14 protein-coding genes are annotated in these 20,404 nt (G+C 49.8%); 5 read left to right on the top strand and 9 right to left on the bottom strand.

From position 1 onward, the window contains the following. Positions 1-328: 328 nt before the first annotated feature. The 3 genes from WKT13_RS03490 (at position 329) to rsmA (ending at position 3,916) form a co-directional block, all read left to right on the top strand. On the top strand, positions 329-1,372 hold the full coding sequence (locus tag WKT13_RS03490) for a lysylphosphatidylglycerol synthase transmembrane domain-containing protein (protein WP_340322857.1): 1,044 nt from the start codon (positions 329-331) through the stop codon (positions 1,370-1,372). 7 nt (positions 1,373-1,379) lie between these two features. Further along, entirely contained in the window at positions 1,380-2,837 is a 1,458-nt protein-coding gene (locus WKT13_RS03485) for an aminoacyl-histidine dipeptidase (protein WP_340322856.1), read from the top strand. A 278-nt stretch (positions 2,838-3,115) separates the two neighbouring features. After that, positions 3,116-3,916 carry a 16S rRNA (adenine(1518)-N(6)/adenine(1519)-N(6))-dimethyltransferase RsmA gene (gene rsmA, locus WKT13_RS03480; protein ID WP_340322855.1) on the top strand — a complete coding sequence of 267 codons (801 nt, stop codon included), beginning with the start codon at positions 3,116-3,118 and terminating at the stop codon, positions 3,914-3,916. A gap of 16 nt (positions 3,917-3,932) precedes the next feature. Here the strand turns inward: rsmA and WKT13_RS03475 are convergent, their stop codons facing one another. From WKT13_RS03475 to aroB, 8 genes are all read right to left on the bottom strand, one after another. Then, positions 3,933-4,913, bottom strand: coding sequence for an AMP-binding protein (locus tag WKT13_RS03475; RefSeq protein ID WP_340322854.1), 981 nt, complete (start codon positions 4,911-4,913; stop codon positions 3,933-3,935). 303 nt (positions 4,914-5,216) lie between these two features. After that, a complete protein-coding gene (locus WKT13_RS03470) occupies positions 5,217-6,245 on the bottom strand; it encodes an o-succinylbenzoate synthase (protein WP_340322853.1) in 1,029 nt (342 codons plus the stop codon). A 63-nt stretch (positions 6,246-6,308) separates the two neighbouring features. Continuing rightward, on the bottom strand, positions 6,309-7,136 hold the full coding sequence (menB, locus tag WKT13_RS03465; RefSeq protein ID WP_298618599.1) for a 1,4-dihydroxy-2-naphthoyl-CoA synthase: 828 nt from the start codon (positions 7,134-7,136) through the stop codon (positions 6,309-6,311). 281 nt (positions 7,137-7,417) lie between these two features. Then, entirely contained in the window at positions 7,418-8,608 is a 1,191-nt protein-coding gene (locus WKT13_RS03460) for a hypothetical protein (protein ID WP_340322852.1), read from the bottom strand. 266 nt (positions 8,609-8,874) lie between these two features. Continuing rightward, positions 8,875-10,578 (bottom strand): 2-succinyl-5-enolpyruvyl-6-hydroxy-3-cyclohexene-1-carboxylic-acid synthase, encoded by a 1,704-nt coding sequence (gene menD, locus WKT13_RS03455; protein WP_340322850.1) that lies wholly within the window; start codon positions 10,576-10,578, stop codon positions 8,875-8,877. Position 10,579: 1 nt separating this feature from the next. Next, positions 10,580-11,650 carry an isochorismate synthase gene (locus WKT13_RS03450; protein ID WP_340322849.1) on the bottom strand — a complete coding sequence of 357 codons (1,071 nt, stop codon included), beginning with the start codon at positions 11,648-11,650 and terminating at the stop codon, positions 10,580-10,582. Further along, entirely contained in the window at positions 11,647-12,063 is a 417-nt protein-coding gene (locus WKT13_RS03445; protein WP_298618590.1) for a PaaI family thioesterase, read from the bottom strand. Before WKT13_RS03445 ends, WKT13_RS03450 begins: the two co-directional genes overlap by 4 nt. Before the next feature lie 24 nt (positions 12,064-12,087). Beyond that, positions 12,088-13,140, bottom strand: a complete 1,053-nt coding sequence (gene aroB / locus WKT13_RS03440) for a 3-dehydroquinate synthase (RefSeq protein WP_340322848.1) — start codon at positions 13,138-13,140, stop codon at positions 12,088-12,090. 778 nt (positions 13,141-13,918) lie between these two features. Here aroB and WKT13_RS03435 point away from each other — a divergent pair. Next, entirely contained in the window at positions 13,919-16,885 is a 2,967-nt protein-coding gene (locus WKT13_RS03435; protein ID WP_340322847.1) for a TonB-dependent receptor, read from the top strand. Between the two features lie 111 nt (positions 16,886-16,996). Beyond that, positions 16,997-19,828, top strand: a complete 2,832-nt coding sequence (locus WKT13_RS03430; protein ID WP_340322846.1) for an outer membrane beta-barrel protein — start codon at positions 16,997-16,999, stop codon at positions 19,826-19,828. A 6-nt stretch (positions 19,829-19,834) separates the two neighbouring features. Here the strand turns inward: WKT13_RS03430 and purN are convergent, their stop codons facing one another. After that, positions 19,835-20,404 (bottom strand): phosphoribosylglycinamide formyltransferase, encoded by a 570-nt coding sequence (gene purN / locus WKT13_RS03425; protein WP_340322845.1) that lies wholly within the window; start codon positions 20,402-20,404, stop codon positions 19,835-19,837.

Genomic DNA, 20,404 nt, shown 5'->3' with positions numbered 1-20,404 from the left:
TCATTAAAAGTATATGAATATGATGTTTTATTGACGTACGTCAATGAAAGCCAGAGAAATGTTACAAAAACTTTACAATATGTCATATATTTGTCATAAAATACGACTTTATGTCATAATATACGCCATTCTGGCACAGAGCGGGCTGTCGGCAGGCATGTCGTGCTGACTTGTTTGCGGAGCGCGGGAGGTGATGCGGTATGCTGTGAGGGTGGTTTGGGGTGTGAAGCTAAAAAATGTTTATTCATTTGGTTTAATTACATTATCCGACAGTTTTTTCGTACATTTGCATTATATATATGAACAATAAAGAACTCTAACAGAAACATTGGAACGCAGAAAAACATTCAACGATATACTGAAGGTCGTGTTTTCGCTATTGCTTGGCGGACTGATACTTTACTGGATGTATCGTGACTTCGATTTTAAAAATGTCAGTCGGGTGCTTCTCCACGAAATGGACTGGACTTGGATGTTGTTGTCTTTTCCTTTTGGCATACTGGCACAGATGTTCCGCGGCTGGCGATGGCAGATGAGTCTTGAACCTATTGGCGAACATGCGAGAGCATCGACAAGCATCAATTCCATATTCCTTTCTTATGCGGCCAGCCTTGTGGTGCCGCGCGTGGGCGAATTTGCGCGTTGCGGAGTGCTCAAGCGCTACGACGGAGTGTCGTTTACGAAGGCGTTGGGCACGGTGGTCACCGAGCGCATCATCGACTCGCTGCTCGTGCTTGCCATAACGTTGCTCACACTGTTTTTCCAGTTGCGCGTGTTTGACCGCTTCTTCAGCCGTACCGGAACCAACATAGAGATAATGTTCGACCGTTTCTCCACGGCTGGCTATGTAGTGACTGCCGTGTGTGCAATAGCCGCAGCCATACTGCTGTGGTATCTTCTGCGCAGGTTCTCTGTATATAATAAGGTGAAGTGTACCATAAGCGGAATAATGCAGGGTGTGTTCTCCCTGCGCGGTGTGAAGAACATGCCGCTCTATGTGTTGTTCACTCTTGGCATATGGGTGAGCTATTTTCTGCACTACTATCTTACGTTCTTCTGCTTCGAGGCCACCTCGGGGCTGGGCGTGGCCTGTGCGCTTGTGACATTCATCGTGGGAAGCATCGCCGTGATAGTGCCCACACCCAACGGAGCCGGACCGTGGCATTTCGCCGTGAAGACCATGCTCATACTCTACGGAGTGGGCGAGACCGATGCTCTCTACTTCGTGCTTATCGTCCATTCGGTGCAGACGCTGCTTGTCATTCTGCTGGGCGTCTATTCGTGGATAGCACTGTCGTTCACATCGGTGAGGACAAAAGTGGCCGCATGTACGGCCGGTAATGATGACCAACATACTATTAATAATAAATAGAAAAGCTATGACTGAAATCAAAAACCTGAAACCTGAGTGTGTGTGGAAGAATTTCCATGCGCTTACACAAGTACCGCGTCCGTCAGGACATCGTGAGAAAATACAGCAGTTTCTGCTCGATTTTGCAAAAAATGCCGGCGTTGAAGCGTTCAAGGATCCGGCCGGAAATATAGTGATGCGCAAGCCTGCTACTCCGGGAATGGAGAACCGCAAGGGCGTAATCATGCAGGCACACATGGACATGGTGCCGCAGAAAAGCAAGGAAAGCACCCATAACTTCGAAACAGATCCTATTGAGACTTGGATTGATGGCGAATGGGTGAAGGCACGCAACACCACTCTTGGTGCCGACAACGGCATAGGTGTGGCTGCCATAATGGCCGTTATGGAGGACAAGACTCTTGTGCACGGTCCGATAGAAGGACTCATCACAGCCGATGAGGAGACTGGTATGTTCGGCGCAAACGATCTGCCTGAAGGACAGTTGCACGGTGACATACTGCTCAATCTCGACTCGGAGAGCTGGGGACACTTCTGCATCGGTAGTGCCGGTGGTGTGGACGTAACAGCCACTTTGGAATATAAGGAAGTGGAGACTGACAGCACTGATGCGGCTGTACGCGTTGTGCTCAAAGGTCTTAAGGGCGGACACTCCGGTCTGGAAATTCATCTTGGACGCGGCAACGCCAACAAACTGATGGTACGTTTCGTACGCGACGCTGTGGCAGAGCTCGACGCACGTCTGGCTACATGGCATGGCGGCAACATGCGCAACGCCATTCCGTTCGAGTGTGAGACTGTGCTGACACTGCCGAAGGAGAACGTAGAGGAACTGAAGGCAATGGTGGAGGAATACCGTGTGCTGTTCAACAACGAGTTTGCTGGTATTGAGAACGACATCCACTTCTTCGTAGAGGACGTGGAAACACCGGCTATGGAAGTGCCGGAGGATATACAGGACAACCTCATCGACGCTATCTACGGATGCCACAACGGCGTGATGCGCATGATTCCGTCGTTCCCTTCAGTGGTTGAGACTTCTTCAAACCTCGCCATAATAGAGATTGGCGGCGGCAAGGCAAGCATAAAGATTCTTGCACGCGGTTCGCGCGAAAGCTACAAGGAGTTCATCGTCAACACACTGCAGAGCACATTCAACATGGCCGGCATGCGTGTGGAGACTTCCGGAGACTACTGTGGATGGGATCCTAACACTCAGAGCGAGATTCTCCATCTGCTCACCACAAAATACAAGGAGCTCTTCGGTGAGGAGGCACACGTGGTTGTCGATCACGCCGGACTGGAGTGCTCTATCATCCTGGGCAAGTATCCGCAGCTCGACGTCGTATCGTTCGGTCCGACAATCCGTTCGCCGCACACAACAGGCGAGCGCTGTCTCATACCGACAATAGAGCCGTTCTGGACTCTGCTCACAAAGACTCTTGAGAACATTCCCGAGAAATAAACGGTACATATAGCGGTCGGGGCTTTCCTTAGGATGGCCCGCCGCCCTGTGTGACACATACATTCTGCGGACGCAGTGGGCTACTGACGTATTGATGTCAGTAGCGCTGTGTCCGCTTTTTCTTTGTACTTACGCTTCGTGACAGGAGTGTTCTGCGACCAGCAATCATGCTTTGTATGCTCTTCTGTTGTGCTGTTCATTGTGGTGTGTGCAGTCAAATAATTCAAATTAATGCCATTTTATTTTGTCCGCCACCCAAGTTGCTGTATCTTTGCCGTATGAAAACTGTCAGACCAAAGAAAAATCTCGGTCAGCATTTCCTGACCGATCTTAACATTGCAAAGGCGATAGCAGACACAGTGGACGCGTGTCCGGACATCCCGGTACTTGAGATTGGACCGGGTATGGGCGTGCTCACGCAGTTTCTCATGGAGAAAGACCGTCTGCTGAAAGCTGTTGAGATAGACTCCGAATCAGTGGAATGGCTCAACAGTCATTACCCGGCGTTGCGCGAGAACATCATCGGCGACGACTTCCTGCGCATGGACCTGTCGAGTCTGTTCGACGGCCGGCAGTTTGTTTTGACTGGAAATTATCCTTACGATATATCGTCGCAGATATTCTTCAAGATGCTCGACAACAAGGAACTGATACCTTGCTGCACGGGAATGATACAGCGCGAGGTGGCGCAGCGCATTGCTTCGGCGCCGGGAAACAAGTCGTACGGTATATTGTCGGTGCTCATACAGGCGTGGTATGATGTGGAATATCTGTTCACGGTGAACGAAAACGTGTTCAATCCGCCGCCAAAAGTGAAGAGCGCCGTCATACGAATGACGCGCAACTCAACTGAAAAACTCGGTTGTGATGAGGCGTTGTTCAAACGCATTGTGAAGACCGTCTTCGGTCAGCGGCGCAAGATGCTGCGCGTGAGTTTGCGCCAGATAATGGGCGACAAGGCCGTCGCGCAGGAGTTCTGGCAGCACGAATGTATGACGCGCCGACCAGAACAACTGTCTGTCGCCGAGTTTGTGGAACTTACAAATCTTGTTGATGCTGAACTGAAAAGCGCTGTCTGACCGCGCTTTTCAGTCATTATTTGTCTATTGCCGCCTGCGCTGTCTTCATGGCTTCGGCCCGTGCCGGTTTGCCGGTGGCGGTCATTGGCAGTTCATTTACGCATATATAATGTTTCGGGCGGCTGTATTTCGGCAGATGCTCTTCGCATAGACGGCGCATCGTTTCGCTTTCGTCGCCTTCTATAAGCATTGCCACCGCCTCGCCCAGACGGTGGTCCTTCACCTTGGTTATCATGAACCGGCACGCCGCGTGCGGCTTCAGTTGCCGTTCCATTTCCTCAATCTGCATCTTTATTCCTCCGCTGCACACCACGTTGTCCTTGCGTCCGATGATGCGGAAACGTCGTCCGTCGGCGTCCAGCTCGGCTATGTCGTTGGTCTTCAACCGCTTTTCGCATACGGCAGGCGCGTCTATCATGAGGCAGCCGTCGGCGTCGGTGGCTATGCTTACGTTCTCAAACGGAGTGTACCATTCGCTTGCCTCAGGTCCGTTGAGCCGTCGCAGGGCTATGTGCGACAGCGTCTCGGTCATGCCGTATGTGCTCCACACGGCGTTGGGAAAGTCTTTCAGAGCGTCGCACAATGCATCGTCCACCGCTCCGCCGCCTATTATGAGCTGTCTGACGCCCATGAGCAGGCAGCGTTCCTCGGGGTCGCTGATGCTGTCGTAAACCTGAAGCGGTACCATCGCGGCGAACACGGGAGACCGGTCAAGGCCGCGCAACGGGTGGCCGCCCGGCTTCACGCTTATCAGTCTGAGGCCTGTGACAATCGACCTCACCACCACCATCTTGCCCGCAATGTAGTCGAGCGGCATGCACAGCAGAGCCGTATCGCCCTGCTTCAGACCGAGAAAACGGCAAGTGATGCGTGCGCTTGCCTCCATGCGGCGTTTTTCCACACGCATCGGTTTGGGCTTTCCTGTCGAGCCGCTGGTGTGTACCGTTATGCAGTCGTCGCCGTTGTTCCATTCTTCAAGAAATTCGTCGAGAGTCATATTTGCGTCTGTTTTTATTTTATGAGATAACGTGTGTTCTGTCTGTCAGGACGTACATGTAAAATGATAAAGCCCAAAACGCGTTGTCAAAGAGCCCGTATTGAGGCCTGATAAAGCCCATTTCAGGGCATGAAATGGCCTGTTTCGCGGCCTGAAATAGTGCGTTTTGCAGGCTCAAACAGCCTTTTTCGTGAGCGATGAAAGCTGATGGCGGTCTGAAACGTATGAACAACGGCATTCCGGTAACATTCAGAACTCACTACAGAAAGTGTCGTTCCGTTGTGGCGTATGGTGCTGTCGTGGTCAGCGTGTGCGCCACAACCGGTCTTTTCTTATTTCGAGCGGCATGGGCAGATTGTCCGTGAAAAGCTGTCCTGTGCCCAGTCCCTGCGGCATGCTTATGCCTGGTCCGTAGATGTGGGCGGCAAGCTGAGCTACTGCGTTCAGTCCCACGTTGCTTTCCAGTGCGCTTGTTATCCATGAGCCGATGCCTCTCTCACCGGCAAGCCTTATCCATTCCTCCGTGCCGTGCATTCCTCCGTGGAGCGACGGTTTGAGTATGATGTACTGCGGTTTTATAAAGTCGAGCAGCTGGGCTTTCATGTCCTTGGCGTTCACTCCTATGAGTTCCTCGTCGAGCGCGATGGGCAGCGGAGTCTCACGGCACAGCTTTGCCATCTCGTTCCACTGGCGTTGCTTTATCGGTTGTTCTATGGAGTGGATGTCATATTTTGCAAGCTGTTCGAGCCTTTCCGCCGCGTTGTCGGGAGTGAAACCGCCGTTGGCATCCACACGCAGCTCGATGCTGTCCTTGCCGAAGTGTTTTCTGATGTGCCTTATCAGCTCCAGTTCCTGATTGAAGTCTATTGCTCCTATCTTCAGCTTGACGCATGCGAATCCTGCTTGCATCTTTTCCTCCAGCCGGCCCATCATCTCTTCGAACGAACCCATCCACACCAGACCGTTTATCGGTATGCCTTCCTCGCCGCGTGTGAACGGAGTGTCGAATATGGTGGTGCCGCCGTTGTCGAAGCTTTTCTCGACTGTCTCCATGCCGAAGAGCATCGACGGGTACGGACGCATCAGGTCGTAGTCTATTGATTGTTTCGTCTCGTATATCCGACACAGGGCATTCAGCGTCTGCTCATATTCGGGAGACGCGTCGCAGCTAAGGTCGGGCAGGGGCGCACATTCGCCCAATCCTTCGCGTTGCGGTTCCTCGTCCGACGTCATTTTCAGAAACCACGATGTGCGTGTGGTGTATATCCCGCGTGACGTTCCGGCTGGTTGCTTGAAGTGGAGCGTACGTTTCGTTACAGTGAGCCTTCTCATTTACCTGTAGTGTTTGTTTCTTTATGTTGTGTGATGATGAGGCTTTGCGCCGTTCAGAATGACTTACGGGAGCTTAGGATATTTGCTGAAGTCGGGCTTGCGTTTCTCGAGAAACGCCTTGCCTCCCTCCTGAGCTTCGTCCAGGAAGTAGTAGAGCATGGTGGCGTCGCCGGCGAGTTCCTGTATGCCCGCCTGTCCGTCGAGTTCCGCGTTCAGGCCCGCCTTTATCATTCTCAGTGCGAGCGGACTGTGCTCCATCATCTTCTCGGCCCATTCCACGCATGTGTCCTCCAGCTGGTCGAAGGGCACCACCTTGTTCACCATGCCCATTCGCTCAGCCTCTTCGGCCGAATACTGACGGCAGAGGAACCATATCTCGCGTGCCTTCTTCTGTCCGACGATGCGTGCCAGATAGGATGCGCCGAAGCCGGCGTCGAACGATCCCACCTTCGGCCCGGTCTGTCCGAATATCGCGTTGTCGCTTGCTATGGTGAGGTCGCACATCAGGTGCAGCACGTGTCCGCCGCCTATGGCATATCCGTTGACCATTGCTATCACCGGTTTCGGCAGCGACCGTATCTGTTTCTGCACGTCCAGCACGTTGAGTCTCGGCACACCGTCCTCACCTACATATCCTCCGCGTCCTTTCACGTTCATGTCACCACCCGAACAGAAAGCCTTGTCGCCTGCACCGGTGAGTATCACCACGCCTATGCGTTGAGCTTCCCTGCACCATGCGAACGCCTTCGACATCTCCCACGTTGTGCGTGGTGTGAAGGCGTTGCGCCATCTCGGGCGGTTGATTGTTATGCGGGCGATGCCGTTATACTCGTCGAAAAGAATCTCCTTAAAGTCGAAACCTTCTATTGGTTTCCATTCTCTTGTGCTCATATCTTTTATGTTTTGTGTTGTCGTAAACTGTATTCAGTAGTGGCTTCTCCGGACTGTTGTCTCACAGTATTGAGCATGCTGTATGGCATAAAACGCTTTCCTGTTTCTCATGTCCTTTGCCGCCGTAGTGGCAAAGTTATCAAATTTTTGCCATAAGAGCAAGCATACGTACATATGACTTGGTGTTCCGCGTGTTTAAAAGAACGTACATATATAAAAACAGGCATGTCTTCAGAAAGACATGCCTGTCGGAAATTACATATAATAATATTATGTATTGCTTACTTTATAACCTTTACAGTCTTTGTAGTTCCGTCAGAGAACTTCATAACCTTTACGTTAATACCCTTCTGTGCGTTGCTGATGCGACGGCCAGAGAGGTCGAAGTATTCTGTTGAAACAACATCAGCATCATTGCCTTCAACCTTGTTGATACCAGTTGTTGTGGCTTTTATTCTGAGGTTTGTGTACTCTTCCGTAATATATGTACCATTTTGATATGTATACACGTCAGAAAGTCCATAATCATTCAATATGTAGCTGTCTGAAGGTGAGTCATATACGAAATTTTTTGTACCGAAATATAAATAATTACCTTGAGTGAACGCAGTCGTTAGATCTTCTTCTACATTCTGCGGTAAGGACAATTTAAGGGAGTCGTCTATGTTTTCGACGAGCATCCATGCATCCTCATACTTCTCCGGCATCAGACCTTTGATATAGCTTACTTCGCCAAGATTGATTACCTCTATAGTACTTTTTGCGTCTGTTTTTGTCACTTCCATATTGTTGCTGTCAAGTCCAGAATAGTCATAAATGTACTCATGTTGTTCTGCGGCAGGGAATAGATCCTCTGGATAGAATGTCAATGATGCGCAATAAGTATAAGTCGTAAGTGATGAATTGTATTCTATGTACAGGCATAGTATGTCTTCACTGTTTGAAATAATACCGGATTTTGGATCAATTGTAAGCTGATAATCGCTGTTTGTGTCGGGCGTTATATTGCCTGATTGATCCATGATTCCTTTGTACATAAAGACGTCGTAACCCTGAATATTGCCTACGGTCTGTCCTTTTGTCAGGGTGATGGTGTTTCCGTTGATGCTGCCTTCGAGGTATCCTCCGATAGAATTAGGACACATCATGTTTTTGATGTAAACCTTGTTGTTGTCACCGTATATAATATCGATGGCTTTGTGATACTCTGGTAATGCACTTATACCGAATATTGTTTCCATGCCATAGCAGGAATTGAGAAAGTCAAGATAGAATGTTTTAGGTGTTCCATCTGGTGCTTTGGTTTGTGCTTTGGCTGCTTTTCCCAAAAGTCCGGTATGCATGTTTTCCGTCGGGATGTTCATTTTCATGGCCTTTGTGGAAAAATCTAAATTTTTGAAGCTGTTTAACGGTTTCTGTGCCATGCTGCCCAAAGAGAACAGAACTGCTGCAATAAGTAAAATTTTTCTCATAACTACTATTTTTTAATTTGTTGTTAAAACTTTCTTCAAAAGTAGGTATTATTTTTTACAAATAACAAGAAAATGCCATTTTTTTTTGCATTATGAATTGATTTTTTATTTCTGTGCTTACTTAAAGACGTCAAAAAAAGGCTTTCACTATATTATAAAAAGATAATTTTTGTTTTACTGTCAGTTTATGGTGTGTGTCTTTTAGAGTAGGTTATTGCGGTAAAGGTATTTTTCTGTTTAAAGTGTTTGTTTTTGCGGCATACGCATCAGAGTTTGAGCGATTTGAAGTAATCGCCCATCACTCTGTTGTCTGTTGCCGCATCTGTCGTCACCTCGAGTAGCATAGGACGCTCAGAATGTCGTGTGAGCAGTGTGACAATGCCCAGTTGCATTTCTTCCATGTTGTGTGCAGCCATGTATCCGATGTCGTTTTGTGTGCATATGCCTTCGGCATTTGTTGTGTGACATGCAGTCACGAGCTTGTCGGCCGCCGCACTTTCGCTTAGTCCAGGGAGTCCGCGGAATATGCTTCCTCCGCTGTTGTTGAGCAGGATTATGCGCAGATTGCCTTTGAGCGAAGTGTTCCACAGTGCGTTCTGGTCGTAAAAGAAACTCAGGTCACCGATAATGCAGAACACCATGTCGGCCGTTGCCATGGAATGTCCCGCCGCTGTTGATAGACTGCCTTCAATGCCGTTCACACCACGGTTGCACTCCACATGATGTGTGGCGAATATGTTTGCGAGCCTTATGGCTGAACTGTTGGCATAATGTACGTGCCAGTCGTATTCCATGTCGGCAAGCTGTTGTTCAAAGTATTTCACCACAGCCATCGACGAATATGCTGGTTCGTATTCTTCGGAATGGCATTGTGCTGTGTTAAGTTCCTTGTTCCACATTTGCAGGAAACGTGTGCGTTCGACATCTATGTCGGCTGTCTTATCTGTCGATGGAACTGTGTCTGTGTTTTGGTCTGTACGTTTGAGCAGTTCCGGCAGACGTTTCAGTGCGTCAGGACTGTCGTATTGAGCGATGTGCGTGAGATGCATGAGCGGGTCGGTCACGGCAGAAGCGTCGGGTGTAAGCAGGCATGACGGTGCACCGGAACGCCGCAGAAAGCGTCGTGTGGCCTTGCTCACGACGGTGTCGCCTATATATAATATATAGTCAGGCATGTAGTTGGCGCCATTACCTACGGCGCGTATCACCTCATCAAAATGCACTGCGTCGGCTCCGAGAGGTTCGCACAGAGTGACAAACAAACGTGACAAGGCGCGCAATGTGTGGCTGTCTATAGCTCCGTACGGCATTTGTCCTATGACCACCATGGGCCGTCGGGCTGTAAACCATGCGTCGGGCAGCGTGTCGCACAGGTCTGTGCCGTTGCCACGATTGCATTGTACGATAGTGCGTTCGGTCGGCAGACATTGGCAGTCGAATGTGAATAGCGGCTCGGTTATGGGTACATTGATCTGTACCGGTGCGCCCGTGCGGCATGTGGACAGATAAAGTGCCTCGCACACAAGGCGGTTGCACATCCAGTGTTCCTCATCGTTATGAGGTTCGGGCAGTGTGACACACTTGCGCACCATTGTTCCGAAAGCGCCCGGCTGCGGCAGAGTCTGTCCGTCGAGCTGGCCTATCCATTGTGCGGGACGGTCGGCTGAGATGACGATGAGCGGTATGTGACGGTAGAAAGCTTCGGCCACGGGCGGTGCAAGATTGAGCAGAGCCGATCCCGACGTGACACATACGGCCACAGGTTTCATGCCTATGGCCAGACTTATGCCTATGGCGCAGAAGCCTGCCGAGCGCTCGTCGGTCACAGGATAGCATTTTATGGCCGGACACTCGTTAAGGTTGTGTACGATGGGAGCGTTGCGGCTGCCCGGACACACCACTGCATGGCGCACTCCGTAAGCGGCGAGAAGCGCCGTGAGTATGTTCACGTTTTCCTTGTTGCTGTACATTTCAGTCGTTGTTTATCACACACCGCATGGTGTCCATCTTACATTCTGTCTCTTCCCACTCATGCTGTTCGTCGCTCTCGCGCAGCAGTCCGCCGCCGGCATAGAGTCGGTAACCGTTGTCGCATATGCTCATGCAGCGCAACGATACGAACAGACGTGTGGCGCCATCGGGTTGTAACGGTCCGCTGAAACCGCTGTAATAGCCACGTCCCGCCGACTCATTGCTCATGATGAAGTCGCGTGCTTCGTCCTTGGGAATGCCGCACACGGCCGGAGTGGGGTGCAGGCTGTCGATGACGTCGCCAAGGATATTCATGTCGTCGAGTGTGAAGGTGAAGTCGGTACGTAGGTGTACCAGTCGTCCGGCGCGTGCCGTGTATGGTCCCTTGCTGCTTATGTTGTAGGCGAAGCGTCCTATGCGGTCGCGTATGTATGACGCTACGTAGGCCTGCTCGCGTGTGTTCTTGTCGTCCCATTCAATGGTGGTGTTGCACTGTGCGCTGCCCGGTGTGTCGAATCCGAGCTGACTGTCGTCAAGTCGCATTGTGCCTGCCAACGCCATGGTTGAGAATATCGGTGCGTCGCCACTGAGCAGAATCTCCGGTGTAGCCATGAGCCACGTGCCTCCCTGAGGTGTGGACACGAGTGCCACAAACATGCGCGGATAGAGCCGGCACGCCCTCATGAAGAGCTCTTCCGGTTGTGTCGTGGTAGTGCATTCCACGCGTGAGCTGCGCGCAAGTACCAGTTTTTCGAATTCGCTTTTCTGCAGCGACTCGTGGAAAGCAGCGAAGTCAGTGGCGTACATGTTCCTCTCGTCTTCATCTGTATGGCGTGGCGGAGCGTATGCAGCCTGTGTCTGTTGACAGTCGGGAGCCTCCATTGTCTCCGTGAGATCCGGTCGTATGAGCAGTACAGGGCATGATTCCGATATACAGAACGGAGCGAAAACGAATCCGCTCCGTCCGTTGAGTTCACGATATGAGTGCAGTTCTTCGGGTATTCCCGTGGTCTGCGTTATTTTCACTATATGTCTGCCGTGCGGCAGACGGTACATGGCATAGCTGCTCATTTTGTTCTCGGGCTGAGTATGAAGTTGGTTACCTCTACCGACGAAATGAGTTCGCCGGCGTTGTTTTTCAGTTCTATGTGCCACAGGTGCAGTGTGCGGCCCTTGTGTATGCATCGTCCGTAAGCTGTCACGGTGTCGCCTTCGAGCACCGCCTTCATGTGGTTGCCGGTCACATTGATGCCAAGACAAATCTTACCCGGGCACAATGCCATGGAGCCTATCCCTGCAAGGTTCTCTGCCAGTGCGAGTGATGCGCCGCCGCTGAGAAATCCGAACACCTGGCGGTTGTGTCGTCCCACCTTCATGCGTGCCATGCACGTGTCGGGTTCGGGTGTAGATATGAAATCCATACCGAGCGTTTTGGACAGTCCGTCCTGCTCAAGTCTTACTCTTTTGAGTTTTTCAATGTCCATTATCAGAAGTGTTATATAACTGTGTCAGAGCCCTTCGCGATAGAAGTCGAGGGCTTCGAATATTTCGTCTTTGGTTGCCGTGCGGTTTATGCGTATGTCGCCCACGTCGGCCAGAAGTGTGAAGTTGATGGTGCCCGCGGTGTTTTTCTTGTCGTGAGTCATCAGTCTGTAAAGCTCCGGATAGTCGTCGCATGTCACTTCGGGCAGTGAGTAGTTCTCGCGTATGAATGTTGCCGTCTGGCGCAGTTTCTCTATCGGGAAACCATCCTTAACGTGACTGAGATACAACTCGCACGCCAGTCCCCATGCCACAGCATAACCGTGGAGCACCGGATGGCCTTTCTGCATGGCCAGCGACTCGAAAGCATGGCCCACGGTGTGGCCCAGATTGAGGGCCTTGCGTATGTTCCGTTCCAGCGGGTCGGCCTTTACCACCTTTTCCTTTACCTTCACCGATTCGGCCACCATCTGCTGCAGACGCTTCAGGTCGGGGCTGTTGAGGTCGAATGTCAGCAGGTCGCTCCACATGCGGTCGTTGCTTAGCAGTCCGTGTTTGAGCATTTCGGCATATCCCGAGCAGATGTTTGCATGGTCGAGCGTACCGAGGAAGAGCGTGTCGAGGATGACAAAGCGGCTGTCGCAGAACACTCCAATCTCGTTTTTCAGTCCTCCGAAGTTCACACCCGTCTTTCCTCCGACAGATGCATCGACCATGGCGAGCAGTGTTGTCGGGATGTTGATGAAGTCGATGCCGCGTTTGAATGTCGATGCTACGAATCCGCCGAGGTCTGTCACCATGCCTCCTCCAAGGTTGATGAGGCATGAGTGGCGCGTCGCGCCTCCTTCCTGCAGACTGCGCCATACGCTGGTGGCAGAGTCGATGTCCTTATGTGTGTCGCCGGCCTTTATGGTGATGAGGGTTGCATTCTTGAGCGAGAGAAAATCCCTTAGTCTGGGCCAGCAAACGTCGCGTGTGGTTTCGTCGGTCAGTACAAACAGTCTGTCGTGTTCGCACTCGGATATCGCTTCGGTAATCTCGATCTCGATATCCTCAGATAAGATAATTCTCTGTTTCATAATATCTCCCTTTCTGTTTTTAATATGTGAACACCGTCAAGTGATGGCGCGGCATATATATTATGCAAAGATAGTGTAAACGGCCTGCAATACAAAATAAAAAACGGCATTTTTTGTATTGTGCCACCATGCCCTGTCGCTGTCAGAACATGTATATACTGTCATTGTTACGAAAGAGCCGGGATTGGATGAATAAATATGCAAAATGTTTCGGGGTGTGTATAAATATACAACGTCAACTTCACGAGAGTGTCGTCGGAAGTCAGAAAAAATTTTTTGCGTGCATATACGCGAGTTTTGAAGATATAAGCCAACGCTCTGTGCATCAGTCGCTTACACAAAAACGCTGTCTGATATGCTCCTGACGGCTGTCTGATAAAGCCTTTATCAGGGTGTGATAAAGCCCATTCCATCGCCTGATACAGACTGTATGACCACCCGAAATGCTGCATTCCACACCACGATAAAGTCTCTTTCGCGCAACACGCATCAGAAAGCGATAAGGAAATTGTATTTATATTCATCTTTTATACAGGTTTTACTGTTCTCGAATTTCTATTTTGAAAATTTTTATTGTCAAAATTTTTTACTTTGAGAATTGCATATTTATGCATTCCGGTGCATGCGCGACTGTAGTGTCACAAAGTGTGTTGTGGCATTATACTGATTGACAGAAAAAAATAAAAAAACGTGCTTTTATGAAAGAAAATTAAACCTTGAAAATAATGATTCGTCTAAAAAGGCGTGAACTCATTATAAAAACAATCAAACATACAAGATGAAAAAAACTGTTCTGATAATGCTGCTCTCTCTGGTGTGGACTGCCGTCTCCGCACAGAACCGCAGCATCACCGGTGTGCTGACAGACAGAGACACCAAGGAAGCCATGGCACAAGTGACGGTGCAGATGCTCAACAGCGACAGCACCTATGTTACGGGTGTCACGTCGGACGACAACGGCAAATTCACACTCAAAGCCCCGTCGGACGGAAAGTACATACTGAAATTCACGAGTGTGGGATACATCGTGAGTTTCAAGAATGTTGAAGTGAAGGACGAGGGCAATGTGGATCTGGGCGAAGTTGTGCTCGGAGCCGAAGCCACAATGCTCAAAGGAGCTACCGTTACGGGCCAGGCTGCCAGAGTGGTGGTGAAGGAAGACACGCTGATATACAACTCGTCGGCCTACCGCACGCCTGAAGGTTCTGCCATAGAGGAACTGATAAAACGTCTGCCGGGAGCCAAGGTGGACGACGACGGTAAGGTGACCATCAACGGACAGGAAGTGAAAAAGATAAAGATGGACGGTAAGGAATTCATGACCGGCGACACACAGACCGCGCTGAAAAACCTTCCTACATCCATCGTGGAGAAAGTGAAGGCATATAACGACAAGAGCGATCTTGCGAAAGTGACGGGTATCGATGACGGCAATGAGGAGATGGTGCTCGACTTCGGATTGAAGCGTGGCATGAACAAGGGAACATTCGGAAACATAGACGCAAGCTACGGAACTGAAGACCGCTATGCCGAGAAGCTCATGGGAGCATACTTTAACGACAAGTTCAGAGTGATGCTCATGGGTAATGCCAACAACGTGAACGACAAAGGATTCCCCGGTGGCGGTGGACGAGGCAACTTCGGACGCGGCCGCAACGGACTCACCACATCGAAGATGATAGGTGCTAACTTCAACTACGATGACGGCAAGAAACTGAAACTCGACGGAAGTGTACGCTGGAACCATACCAACAATAACGCACGCACAAAGAGCTCGTCGGAGAACTTCGTGAGCACCGTTGGTTCGTTCTCCAACAGTTTGAACCAGAGCTATTCGCGCGGCGACAGATGGAACGCGCAGATGCGACTGGAGTGGAAGCCTGACACCATGACCAACATCATGTTCAGACCTTCTGTCAGCTATTCGGCCGACGACAGCCGTTCCATAAACCGCTCGGCATCATACAACGCCGATCCGTACAACTACGTGACCAATCCACTCGACGAGGAGTCGATAGCAGAGCTGGACAAGGAAGATGTGATGGTGAACAGCAACAACGGAACGTCCATAGGCTACAGTGAGTCGAAGCAGTTCGGCGGTTCGCTCCAGTACAACCGTCGTCTTGGCAACAACGGTCGCAACTTCACCGTTCGTGCCGAGGGCCGCTACAGCGAGGGTAACAGCAACAACCTGTCGCTCACCAACGTGCATCTGTATCAGATACTCAACCAGGCAGGGCTCGACTCTACATATCAGACCAACCGCTATCGCGTCACTCCGACACGCAACTACAACTACACTGTGCAGGCAACATACAGCGAACCACTTTGGAAAGCCACATTCCTGCAGTTGAGCTATAAGTTCAATTACTCTTACAGCAAGAGCGACCAGAACACTTACGACTTCAGTAATCTGGGTGAGGACTACTTCTCCGGACTCACACCTGCATACCGCGGATGGGGCGAATACTTGGCACGTCTGGAAAATCCATTCGAAACCTACTTCGACAAGAGTCTGAGCCGTTACTCGGAATACAGAAACTATACGCACGACATTGAGGTGATGTTCCGTATGATACGCGAGAAGTACAACTTCAATGTGGGTGTTCTCTTCCAGCCGCAGCGCTCCAACTACAAGCAGGATTACCAGGGTGTTTACAAAGACACTGTGCGCACGGTGATGAATATCACTCCGACGCTCGACTTCCATTATCGTTTCAGCAAGCTGAGCAGCCTGCGTATAAACTACCGCGGATACACTTCGCAGCCGAGTATAAGTTCTTTGCTTGATATCACCGACGACAGCGACCCGCTGAACATATCGATGGGTAATCCGGGGCTTAAGCCATCGTTCACCAACAATCTGAGAGTTTTCTACAACAACTTCATCGAAAGCCACACTCAGGCCATATCCGGACACCTCAATTTCAGTACCACGCGCAACAGCATAAGTACGAAGGTGACATACGACGAACAGACCGGTGGACGTATAACGCGCCCGGAGAACATAAACGGAAACTGGAACCTGAACGGTGCGTTCATGTATAACGTAGCCATCGACTCTACGGGATACTGGAACGTGAGCACCACAACAGACTTCAGTTATAACAACTATGTGAGCTATCTGAGCCTTGACCGCACCTCCGATTCGCAGAAGAACATCACGCGTTCAATGACGCTCGGCGAACGTCTGGCGGGCAGCTACCGCAACGAGTGGCTGGAGCTTGAGCTTGATGGTTCGTTCCAGTACAACCATGTGCGCAACAAATTGCAGGCACAGAGCAATCTGGACACATGGCAGTTCTCATATGGAGGAACAATGTACATTAACTGTCCGTGGGGCACAAGTCTGTCGACTGATATTCATCAGAACAGCCGTCGCGGATACAACGACAATTCGTTCAACACCAACGAGCTGGTATGGAATGCACAGATATCGCAGAGTTTCCTGAAGGGAAAACCGCTGTCGGTTATGATTCAGTTCTACGACATACTGCGCAACCAGAGCAACTTCAGCCGTACTATCAACGCCATGCAGCGCAGCGACGTTGAGTACAACTCCATCAACAGCTATGCTATGCTTCATGTGGTCTATCGTTTCAATCTCTTCGGTAATAAGGCCGCACGTAAGGAAATGCGCCGCGGCCCCGGTATGCCAGGAGGACCTGATGGTCCTGGCAGGGACCGTGGAGGCAGACATGGTGGCAGACCTGTCAGAGCAATGCCTATGATGCCTATGATGTAACGTGAAAATATATCCTGTGGCCGGTTGTAAATAAAATACAGCCGGCTTTTTTCTTTTTGTATTAAACCTTATATTATTATATGCGTCATATAAATAAAACCTACTATTATTATGAATCTTCGACACATTGCGATATATTTTCTATTGATGTTTTCGTGTGTATGCGCCTATGCCCAGAAATCGTCAATCAGTGGAAACGTTGTTGATGCGGCAAACGACAGCGTGCTGTTCAGAGCCACTGTGCAGCTGCTGAAGACTGACACCACGTTTGTGGGAGGTGTGCTGACCGACGACATGGGCCGGTTTGAGATAAAGGTGGACGCCCCTGGAAAATATATACTGAAAGTGTCTAACATGGGATATCTTGAGAGAATGCACGATGTTGTGGTGTCTGCAGGACGGAAGACAGATGCCGGAAGCATAAAGCTCGAACAGAGTGTGACGCTGCTCGGTGAGGCTGTGGTTACGGCCAATGTTCCGAAGGTGGTGGTGCAGGAGGACACATTTGTCTATAACGCTGCTGCATACAGAGTAGCTGAGGGTTCGGCGATAGAGGAACTTGTGAAAAAACTGCCCGGTGCCAGGATTGAGGAAGACGGAACTGTGACCATAAACGGCAAACAGGTGAAGAAGTTCATGCTCGACGGACGAGAGTTTATGGGCGGCGATGTGCAGAACGGACTGAAGAATCTGCCTGCCGATATAGTGGACAAAATAAAGTCGTATGACGAAAAGAGTGATCTGGCCAAGCTTACTGGAATAGACGACGGCAACGAAGTGACGGTGCTTGACTTCACTGTGAAGAAGGAAATGAAGAAGGGTTTTAATGTGAATACCAATGTGGGTTACGGTACGCATGACAGATATGCCGGTCGCTTTATGGGCGCACGCTTTTATGGCGACCTGCGCTATACGCTCATAAGTAATATGAACAACACCGGCAACGGTGGAAAGCGACGCTCGAAGATGACTGGTCTGAATATAAACTATGAGAAACGCGACAAACTGAAAATAGACGGTGGAATAAGATGGAACCATTCCGACAACGACAATTGGTCGAGAAGTTCGGTGGAAAGTTTTGTCAACCAGACGGGTGCTTTCTCAAACAGCGAGAACCAGAACTATTCGCGTAGCGACGGATGGAACGCCAATATGAAACTGGAATGGAAACCGGACACCATGACAACCATAACATTCAGACCTTCATTCAATTATTCCATGAACGACGGACGCGGATTCTCTTCATCGGCGTCGTATAAGGAAGATCCTTACATCTATGTGGATGATCCGTTGAGCGAGGAGGGAATCGGTGTGATGGATGACAACGGACTGATGGTGAACCGCAGGCGTAACAAGTCGTTGAGCAACGGAAGCAACTGGTCGACTGGTGCTTCGCTTCAGTTCTTTCGCAAGCTTAACAGCAAGGGACGTAACATCGCGCTGAACGGAAACATCAATTATGGAAAAGGCAACAATAAGAGTCTGTCTGCATCAAACGTCCATTTTTATCTGGTGCAGGACATGTTCGGTAACGACTCAACGTATCAGACAAACCGCTATAATGTGTCGCCGTCGGACAATGTAAGCTACAGTCTGAGGGCCACATACACCGAACCACTGCTTAAGAATGTCTTTCTGCAGATGAGTTATCAATACCAGTACAGTCACAGCATGAGCGATCGAAAGACTTATAATTTCGAGCGTATAGCCGAAGAGGCATGGAATGATATAATGAACGGTTATCGTGACTGGAACAGCATGTTCGAGCTTTTCGAACAGCCTTTGGAATATTATCTTGACGAAGACCTGAGCCGCTATGCCGAGCATAACAATTATAATCACAATATCAATGTGCAGTTGAGAGTGGTGGACGAGAAATACAACCTGAATGCCGGTATAGTGGTGCGTCCGCAGCGCTCGCATCTCATACAGGATTATTGGGGAATGCTTGTCGATACGGTGCGTACGGTGACCAATATTTCACCGACTGTTAATTTCAGATACCGTTTCTCTAAGTTCAGCGACATAAAGTTCACCTATCGTGGCTCGACTTCGCAGCCGAGCATAACAAGCATGCTTGACATCACGGACGACAGCAATCCGCTCTATATAAGCAAGGGTAACCCGGGGCTGAAGCCTTCGTTCACAAGCAACATAAATCTGAATTTCAAGTCGCATGCCATGAAACACCAGCGTAATATAACGGCCGGAGCAAGGTTCAGCACAACACGCAACAGCATAAGCAACATGGTGACGTATGACGAGAAGACGGGAGGACGTACTACACAACCGCAGAACATAAACGGCAATTGGAACGGATCGCTGAATTTCTCGTTCAATACATCGATAGATACGTCAGGTGTTTGGACTGTGGGAACTGACAGCCGGGTGAACTATGATCATTATGTCAGCTACATAAATCTCAATAACGACGCCTCGTCGGAGAAGAATGTGACTCATTCAACATCGTTCAGAGAGAATATATGGGGAAACTTCAGAAACGACTGGCTGGACGTTGGAGTGCATGCATCTGTGAACTATAACATGACAAGAAACATGTTGCAGTCTAACAACAACATGGATACGTGGAGATATTCGTATGGAATGGATGTCGACATAAAGGCTCCGTGGGGCATGTCTTTCTGGACATCTATCAATCAGAGCAGCCGTCGCGGATATAACGAAAAGTCGATGAATACGGACGAGCTGATATGGAATATGCAGATAAGTCAGAGTTTCCTCAAGAAAAAGGCTCTTAAACTGATGCTTGAGTTTAAGGATATACTGCGCGAACAGAGCAATTTCTCACGCTCCATAAATGCCAACAGTAGAAACGATACGGAGTATAACACCATAAACAGTTACGTTATGCTGAAGGTGCAATACAAAATGAATGTGTTTGGAGGAAAGAAAGCAAGGCGCGAGGCACGCAGCGAAGGATGACCTGAATCATAGAGAGGAGATCGCCTTCTCTATGGTTTTGGGATAATGGAGCATTTCCAGGTCGTGAACTTTAGCTGCGATGTCGTCCACGCTATCGCTTTCGGTCAGTGGTGTGGAGTGTTGTGCGATGATTTCACCGCCGTCGCATACGTTGCTTACCCAGTGTATTGTTATTCCGCTTTCTTTCTCACCCGCAGCCTTTACGGCTTCATGTACATGACGGCCATACATGCCTTTGCCTCCGAATTTAGGAAGTAGTGCCGGATGGATGTTCACCATGCGGTGGTCATATGCCTTTACAAGAAAATCGGGAATCATGAGAAGAAAGCCTGCAAGTACGATGAAGTCGATGTCGTAGCGGTGCAGTGTTTCCATCAGAATGGCTTCATCGTTGAATTCGCTTTTAGGTATCACCACTGTTGGAATATTGTATCGGGCGGCACGGATGAGGGCATAAGAGTCTGCACGGTTTGAGACGACAAGCGCGACAGATGCTTCTGTCGAGCCGGAAAAGTGTTTTATTATGTTCTCACAGTTGGTTCCGTTGCCGGAAACGAATATTGCAATATTCTTCAT

The sequence above is a fragment of the Prevotella sp. HCN-7019 genome (assembly GCF_037890215.1).
GTDB lineage: Bacteria > Bacteroidota > Bacteroidia > Bacteroidales > Bacteroidaceae > Prevotella.
The sequence above is the reverse complement of the archived record's forward strand: the minus strand, read 5'-3'. Positions and strand labels throughout refer to the sequence as shown.